This window comes from Dyella sp. (assembly GCF_051954575.1).
GTDB lineage: Bacteria > Pseudomonadota > Gammaproteobacteria > Xanthomonadales > Rhodanobacteraceae > Dyella_B.
The window spans coordinates 63,913-70,829 of sequence record NZ_JBQCHP010000124.1 but is presented as its reverse complement, the minus strand read 5'-3'; the positions used below and the strand labels follow the sequence as shown (position 1 = coordinate 70,829).

The following is a 6,917-nucleotide window of genomic DNA, read 5'->3' as shown; positions in this document are numbered from 1 at the left end:
TGGGTTAGCGCAGCTTACCCAAACTAGCCCCCTCGAATTTGTTGGGTTACGCGGCGCTAACCCAACCTACAGGACACCTCAGCTCGCCGGGCCTTGACGCCTACGACCGATCTCTGCTAAATATTTAGCAAATATGTTAATTGCTTAATTGCTATGGTCATTGATCGTATCTTCGAAGCACTCGCCTCGCGCCCGCGACGCGAAATACTCGCCTATCTTTCCGAGCAGGAACTCACCGCCGGTGAAATCGCCGGACGCTTCGCGATGAGCGCACCGGCGGTGTCACGCCATCTTTCGGTGCTGGAAACGGCAGGCCTGGTCAACAGCGAGCGGCGCGGCCAGTACGTCTACTACCAGCTCAATCGCGACAACCTGGTCAACACACTCACCGGCTTCGCCTTCGAGCTGTGTCCGCGCGGCCGGCCGCTGAAGCGCGAGGCACACCAGCGTTCCACCAAACGGAAGGCCTGAACCACTATTCCAGCAGGAGGATGGTCATGTCGGTTGCACAGGCTGTTCCGGGTTTGAAGCTCTCGCCGTCGCCGCGCACCGTGCGAAGTTTTCCGTCGGTGCGCCTGGCTGCTGCACACAGCGGCGGATTGCCGATTGAAGTTTTGCTGATCGGACAGCTCGGGCATGGCGCGGGCGACAAGCTGTTCGTCGACGTGACGGCCAGGCAGCGCCGTCACGACAGCTTCCGCGATGAACTGGACGAACCGTCCGCGCGCATCGGCGACACCAACCTGCAGCAGGGCGATGCCACCTCGTTATATACGTTCACCGTCGGCGCCAACGGCCATCCGTTCCATCGGCATGCGGGACATCGTGTGTTTACTGCCGTATCCGGCAGCGGCGGCGCGCGGTTGCGTTTCTCTACCGCGACGGATGCCGATATCGCGCAAGATCCCGCCCGCTTCGTTGCCGCCATGCGTTGCGTGGAGATTCCGCCGGATTGCTTTTTCACGGTGCGCTTCGGCGGCGGCACCTGGCATCAGTTCACGCCGCTCAAGGAGAACACGCGCCATCCGGCCTTGTTCGCCATTTCCTGCCATACCAATGAACTGGGGGGCGCGTTGTCCGACGATCTGAAGCAACAGGTAATGGCGAACCAGGCGACGCTTCCGGGCCTGACCGAACTGCCGCCGCCGAGCGTCGTCGCGCTGTTGCGCCATGCCTCGCTCGCCTCGCTGCCGACCATCGCGCTGTCGCTCGATGCGCCGGCAGGCACCTGGCACAGTGCCTTGTGCAACATCGTGCGCCGCACGGTCGGCGGGCTGAGAGCTTATCTGGCGAGATGGGGAAACCGGGTCGGCTATGGGTGGAACAGCGAGCCCAAGGTCATCGCCTTCACCGACGCGCCTGCCGATTCGCTGCTGCGCGGGCAGCTGAACGATGGCCCCATCCACTACGAGGACCATTGCCTGATCAGCATGCTCGAACCATCGCTTTCGCGCCTCGGCACGAAGAAGTTGCTTGCGGGCCTGCTCGATGCCTTCGTACAAAGCCCACCGCCAAGCGTCAGCGCCCTGATGCGCTTGCGCAATCTGCTGGTGAAACCGTTGGGGCTGCGCACGTCGGCGCTGGGATGTCCGGTGTCCTCGTTGCTATCGCCGCCGAGCGATAACGTGTTCGCAGGTTTTCCGGTGCGCGAGCAGGCCATCGACGCCGCGGATACGCAATGCCAGGTGGTCCTGGGCGCCAACGACAAGCATCTGCAATTTCGTTCCTGCGTGGGTGTGGTCATCACTGGTGATCGCGTCGACTTCACCCTCGGCACGCGGGTGCACTGCACGAATCTGTTCGGGCATGTCTACATGGCGGTGATCGAGCACGTCCATCAGCGCTACATCGCGCCTACGCTGTTGCGGCAGGCGGTTGAGCAGTTGTTGCATGGACAACTTGAGCGGCAGATGGAACCCCCTCCCCTGCTTGCAGAGCCTGCCCCGGACTTGATCCGGGGGGAGGGCCGGGGTGGGGTTGTTTGAGCTTGCCGTATGGTTGAAGTACCTCGCGAGGTTGCTTCACCCCACCCCAACCCTCCCCTACTGCACGTAGGGGAGGGGGCTGTTTTCGGCAAGCATTACCCTTGCGCTACGATCCATCCCTCCTCACCGCGGAGTCGACCATGCGCGCACCCACCGGTTCGGTCGTTGGCCTTTGCTCCGCGTCCGCCACCATGTCCGCAATGGGCATGGCCTTCCTCGGCTACTGGGGCGTGCACGAGCCCACGCCGTGGAACACGCGCGACATCGCGGTGGTGTGCCTGGCCTTCCTCAGCTTCATGGCGCTGGGCGCGGCGATCTGGATCGCCACCACGCCGGTGCCCGAGGACGCCGTCGAGCGCATCGCGCCGGCGCGGCGCAGTTTCGCGGCGGGGCTGATCCTGATGTGGCTGGGGATGATCCTGGCCATCTGGCATTAGCCCCGAAAAATTCTTAGTTCACGCAAGCCCGCGCCGCGCCTGGCTTCGTGGTGCTTATCCACCGGCTATCCACAAATTATTGGGTTGACCGATCCAGGCCACCCCGATATGTTGTGCCCCGTCGGTCGCCGCCACCGATCATGTCGTGGGCGGCTAGGGAATCCGGTGGAAATCCGGAACTGCCCCGCAGCGGTAAGCGGAGACGAAAGCCCAAAGTACGCACTGGCCTGCAACGGCCGGGAAGCGGGGCGAGTAGGCGCATCGCACGATGCACATCCGCAAGTCCGAAGACCTGCCGACACGGCATGGCCGGAGCGCCCTGCCGCCGGTGACGGCACGCCGCCACCTCAGCCCTGCGCGCGGGAGCAGGCGGTTGAGTCCCAAGGAGTCGGTCCGCACGAACCGGATGTTTCCGGCCCGGACCGATTCCACAGCCTGGAGCGTCCGACATGCAACCTATCGATACCGAATCGCGCGAGCGCACCGACGTTCGCGTGGAAGCCGCCGCTTTTTCCGCCGACACCCACGTGCCGGCCACTGCCATCCCCGAAACGATGTCCGCTACCGCTGAAGCCCCATTCGCTCTCACCCCTCCGCACAACCCCGGCCAGATGCGCGTCACCAAGCGCAATGGCCGCCAGGAAGTTGTCGACGTCAACAAGATCGTGCGCGCGGTGACGCGCAGCGCCGAAGGCCTGCACGCAGTCGATCCGCTGCGCGTGGCGCTGAAGACCATCGGCGGCCTGTATGACGGCGCGACCACGCAGGAGCTGGACCAGCTTTCCATCCGCACCGCCGCGGCGCTGACCGCCGAAGAACCCGAATACGGCCAGCTTGCGGCACGTCTGCTTGGCGCGTTCATCGACAAGGAAGTCAGCGGACAGGAAATCCAGAGCTTCTCGCAATCGATCGCGCGCGGCGCGGAACTTGGCATCGTCAATGCGCGCCTGCGCGATTTCGTTTCCGCCAACGCGCGCAAGCTCAACGACGCGATCGATCCGCACGCCACGCGCCGCTTCGAATACTTCGGCCTGCGCACCGTGTACGACCGTTATCTGTTGCGCCATCCGCAATTGCGCAAGGTGATCGAGACGCCGCAGTATTTCTTCATGCGCATCGCCTGTGCGCTGGGTGGCAACGAGATCGGCGAAACGCTGGAGTTGTATCGCCTGCTTTCCTCGCTGGAATACATCGCCAGCTCGCCGACGCTGTTCAACGCCGGTACCGCGCATGAGCAGTTGAGCTCCTGCTTCCTGCTCGATTCGCCGCTCGATTCGCTGGAGTCGATCTACGAGAAATACGGCGACGTCGCCAAGCTCAGCAAGTTCGCCGGCGGCATCGGCCTGGCGTATTCGCGCGTGCGTTCGCGCGGCTCGCTGATCAAGGGCACCAACGGTCATTCCAACGGCCTGGTGCCGTGGCTCAAAACGCTGGACGCGTCCGTCGCCGCGGTAAACCAGGGCGGCAAGCGCAAAGGCGCGGCCTGCGTGTACCTGGAACCGTGGCACGCGGACATCGAGGAATTCCTCGAACTGCGCGACAACACCGGCGACGAGGCGCGCCGCACGCACAACCTCAACCTGGCCAACTGGATTCCCGACGAATTCATGCGCCGCGTCGAGCACGACGGCAACTGGTCGCTGTTCGATCCGAAGATCGTGCCGCACTTCATCGATACCTGGGGCGAGACGTTCGAGCGCGCGTATCACCAGGCTGAAGCCGATGGCCTGGCCGTGAAGACGGTGAAGGCGCGCGAGCTGTATGCGCGTATGCTGCGCACGCTGGCGCAGACCGGCAACGGCTGGATGACCTTCAAGGATCGCAGCAACGCCACCAGCAATCAGACGGCCAAGCCGGACAACGTCATCCACTTGTCGAACTTGTGTACCGAGATCCTGGAAGTGACCTCGGCCGGCGAAACGGCGGTGTGCAATCTCGGCTCGATCAATCTCGCCCGCCACGTGGTCGATGGCGCGTTCGATTTCGCCAAGCTCGCCGGCACCGTGCGTACCGCCGTGCGCCAGCTCGATCGCGTGATCGATCTCAACTTCTATCCGATCGACACCGCCGCCACCGCCAATCGCAAGTGGCGCCCGGTAGGGTTGGGCGTGATGGGCCTGCAGGATGTGTTCTTCAAGCTGCGTCTGCCGTTCGATTCGGCCGAAGCATTGGAACTGTCCACGCGCATCGCGGAAGAGATCTATTACAACGCCTTGGCGCAGTCGAACGCACTGGCCGAGCAGCACGGCGCGCACCCGGGCTTCGATGAAAGCCGCGCGGCCAACGGCGAACTGCAGTTCGACTATTGGCCGAGCGCGAAACCGCACGATACGGCGCGCTGGCAAGCCCTGCGCGAAGCGATCAAAGCGAAGGGCCTGCGCAACTCGCTGCTGATCGCGATTGCGCCCACCGCAACGATCGCATCGATCGCCGGCTGCTACGAATGCATCGAGCCGCAGGTCAGCAACCTGTTCAAGCGCGAAACGCTGTCGGGCGACTTCCTGGTGGTGAACCGCTACCTGGTCGACGAGCTCAAGGCGCTCGGCTTGTGGACGTCGGAAATCCGCGATGCGATCAAGCTGGCGGAAGGTTCGATCCAGGGCATCAACGCGATTCCCGAGCGCCTGCGTGCGATCTATCGCACAGTGTGGGAGCTGCCGCAGAAAGCGCTGATCGACCTGGCCGCGGCACGCGGTGCGTACATCGACCAGAGCCAGTCGCTGAACCTGTTCATGGAGAACCCGAACATCGGGCAGCTGAGCTCCATGTACATGTACGCGTGGAAGGCAGGTGTGAAGACCACCTACTACCTGCGCTCGCGGCCGGCGACCAAGATCGCCAAGACCACGGTGACCGCCTCGGCCGTTGCGGCACCTGCGCCCGACGCACAGGAGTCCGCCACCGCGGCGGTGTTCTGCTCGCTGGAGAATCCGGAGTACTGCGAGGCTTGCCAGTAGTCCCAGCACCGTCATTCCAGCGAAAGCTGGAATGACGATTTAGACATCTTCGTGAGTTCATGCCACCCATGCCGACCATGAAACCCTACCGCAACCGCAGCGGCCGCTCCGGCGTGAGCGCCTATGCGATCGGCGAGGGCTTCATCCTGGTTCGCTTCATCCACGACGGCACCTACGAATACACCGACGCCAAGCCCGGCCGCATGCATGTACGCAACATGCAGCGGCTGGCCGAAGCGGGCGTCGGGCTTTCCACCTATATCAGCCGCTTCGTGCGCGACAACTACGCGCGCAAGCTCGACTAACTCCAAGGAACCACCATGGCCGACCACATTCTCGATCCCGGCTTCGAACTCACCCTGCGCCCGATGCGCTATCCGGAGTTCTACGAGATGTACCGCAACGCGATCAAGAACACCTGGACGGTGGAGGAAGTGGATTTCTCGCTCGACGTCACCGATCTCAAATCGAAGATGACCGACGCCGACCGCCACCTGATCCACCGCCTGGTCGCCTTCTTCGCCACCGGCGACACCATCGTGGCGAACAACCTGGTGCTGAACCTGTACCAGCACATCAATGCGCCGGAAGCGCGCATGTACCTGTCGCGCCAGCTGTATGAGGAAGCGCTGCACGTGCAGTTCTACCTCACCCTGCTCGATACCTACATTCCTGATCCGAACGAGCGCAACAAGGCGTTCGCTGCGATCGAGAATATTCCTTCGATCAAGCAGAAGGGTGCGTTCTGCTTCAAGTGGATCGATTCCATCCAGAACCTGCAGCGGCTGGAAACGCGCGAACAGCGCCGGCAGTTCCTGCTCAACCTGATCTGCTTCGCCGCCTGTATCGAAGGACTGTTCTTCTTTGCCGCCTTCGCCTACGTCTACTTTCTGCGTTCACGCGGCCTGCTGCATGGCCTGGCCTCGGGCACCAACTGGGTGTTCCGCGACGAGTCCGGCCATATGGCGTTCGCGTTCGAAGTGGTGCGCACGGTGCGCGCGCAGGAGCCAGACCTGTTCGACGAAGACATGCGTGCGCAAGTGGAATCGATGCTGGAAGAAGCGATCGCCTGCGAAACGCAGTTCGCCGAAGATGTGCTCTCCGGCGGCGTGGCAGGTCTGTCGGTGAAGGACATGCGCCAGTACCTGGAATACTGCGCCGACCAGCGCCTGGCCCAGCTCGATCTGCCGAAAAAGTACGGCGCGAAGAATCCGTTCGATTTCATGGATCTGCAGGACGTGCAGGAAGTCACCAACTTCTTCGAGCGTCGCGTGTCGGCGTACCAGGTGGGCGTGGAAGGCGAAGTCGCGTTCGACATGTCGTTCTGACGTAGGTTGGGGTGCGAACCCTGAAATATCCCCACGTTTTTTGCTTAGCGCTTCTTTCTCTGCAAAAACGAAAACGTTCATGCTGGAGGGCCGCCAAAAAAGCCCAAAAGTCATTCCGGCGAAGGCCGGAATCCATGCTTCGTACTGGCGATGGCTTCCGGCCTTCGCCGGAATGACGGTGAGGCGATATGAGCGATTGCGCACAGAAAT

6 protein-coding genes and 1 riboswitch are annotated in these 6,917 nt (G+C 62.7%); all 6 genes read left to right on the top strand.

Annotation, left to right across the window (positions count from 1 at the left end):
* Positions 1 to 153: 153 nt before the first annotated feature.
* Positions 154 to 471 carry a metalloregulator ArsR/SmtB family transcription factor gene (locus ACTHNE_RS16395; protein ID WP_440269810.1) on the top strand — a complete coding sequence of 106 codons (318 nt, stop codon included), beginning with the start codon at positions 154 to 156 and terminating at the stop codon, positions 469 to 471.
* Positions 472 to 497: 26 nt separating this feature from the next.
* Positions 498 to 1,985 carry a DUF2867 domain-containing protein gene (locus ACTHNE_RS16390; protein ID WP_440269809.1) on the top strand — a complete coding sequence of 496 codons (1,488 nt, stop codon included), beginning with the start codon at positions 498 to 500 and terminating at the stop codon, positions 1,983 to 1,985.
* 140 nt (positions 1,986 to 2,125) lie between these two features.
* A complete protein-coding gene (locus ACTHNE_RS16385) occupies positions 2,126 to 2,422 on the top strand; it encodes a hypothetical protein (RefSeq protein ID WP_324945109.1) in 297 nt (98 codons plus the stop codon).
* A 105-nt stretch (positions 2,423 to 2,527) separates the two neighbouring features.
* Positions 2,528 to 2,736, top strand: a riboswitch (cobalamin riboswitch).
* 135 nt (positions 2,737 to 2,871) lie between these two features.
* On the top strand, positions 2,872 to 5,379 hold the full coding sequence (locus tag ACTHNE_RS16380) for a ribonucleoside-diphosphate reductase subunit alpha (protein ID WP_414649762.1): 2,508 nt from the start codon (positions 2,872 to 2,874) through the stop codon (positions 5,377 to 5,379).
* Positions 5,380 to 5,456: 77 nt separating this feature from the next.
* Positions 5,457 to 5,684, top strand: coding sequence for a hypothetical protein (locus ACTHNE_RS16375; RefSeq protein WP_324945112.1), 228 nt, complete (start codon positions 5,457 to 5,459; stop codon positions 5,682 to 5,684).
* Positions 5,685 to 5,699: 15 nt separating this feature from the next.
* Positions 5,700 to 6,707 (top strand): ribonucleotide-diphosphate reductase subunit beta, encoded by a 1,008-nt coding sequence (locus tag ACTHNE_RS16370; protein ID WP_324945114.1) that lies wholly within the window; start codon positions 5,700 to 5,702, stop codon positions 6,705 to 6,707.
* Positions 6,708 to 6,917 lie beyond the last annotated feature (210 nt).

Coding starts and splice junctions, on each gene's coding strand:
- ACTHNE_RS16395 (WP_440269810.1), top strand. CDS start 154: ATGGTCATTGATCGTATCTTCGAAGCACTCGCCTCGCGCCCGCGACGC.
- ACTHNE_RS16390 (WP_440269809.1), top strand. CDS start 498: ATGTCGGTTGCACAGGCTGTTCCGGGTTTGAAGCTCTCGCCGTCGCCG.
- ACTHNE_RS16385 (WP_324945109.1), top strand. CDS start 2,126: ATGCGCGCACCCACCGGTTCGGTCGTTGGCCTTTGCTCCGCGTCCGCC.
- ACTHNE_RS16380 (WP_414649762.1), top strand. CDS start 2,872: ATGCAACCTATCGATACCGAATCGCGCGAGCGCACCGACGTTCGCGTG.
- ACTHNE_RS16375 (WP_324945112.1), top strand. CDS start 5,457: ATGAAACCCTACCGCAACCGCAGCGGCCGCTCCGGCGTGAGCGCCTAT.
- ACTHNE_RS16370 (WP_324945114.1), top strand. CDS start 5,700: ATGGCCGACCACATTCTCGATCCCGGCTTCGAACTCACCCTGCGCCCG.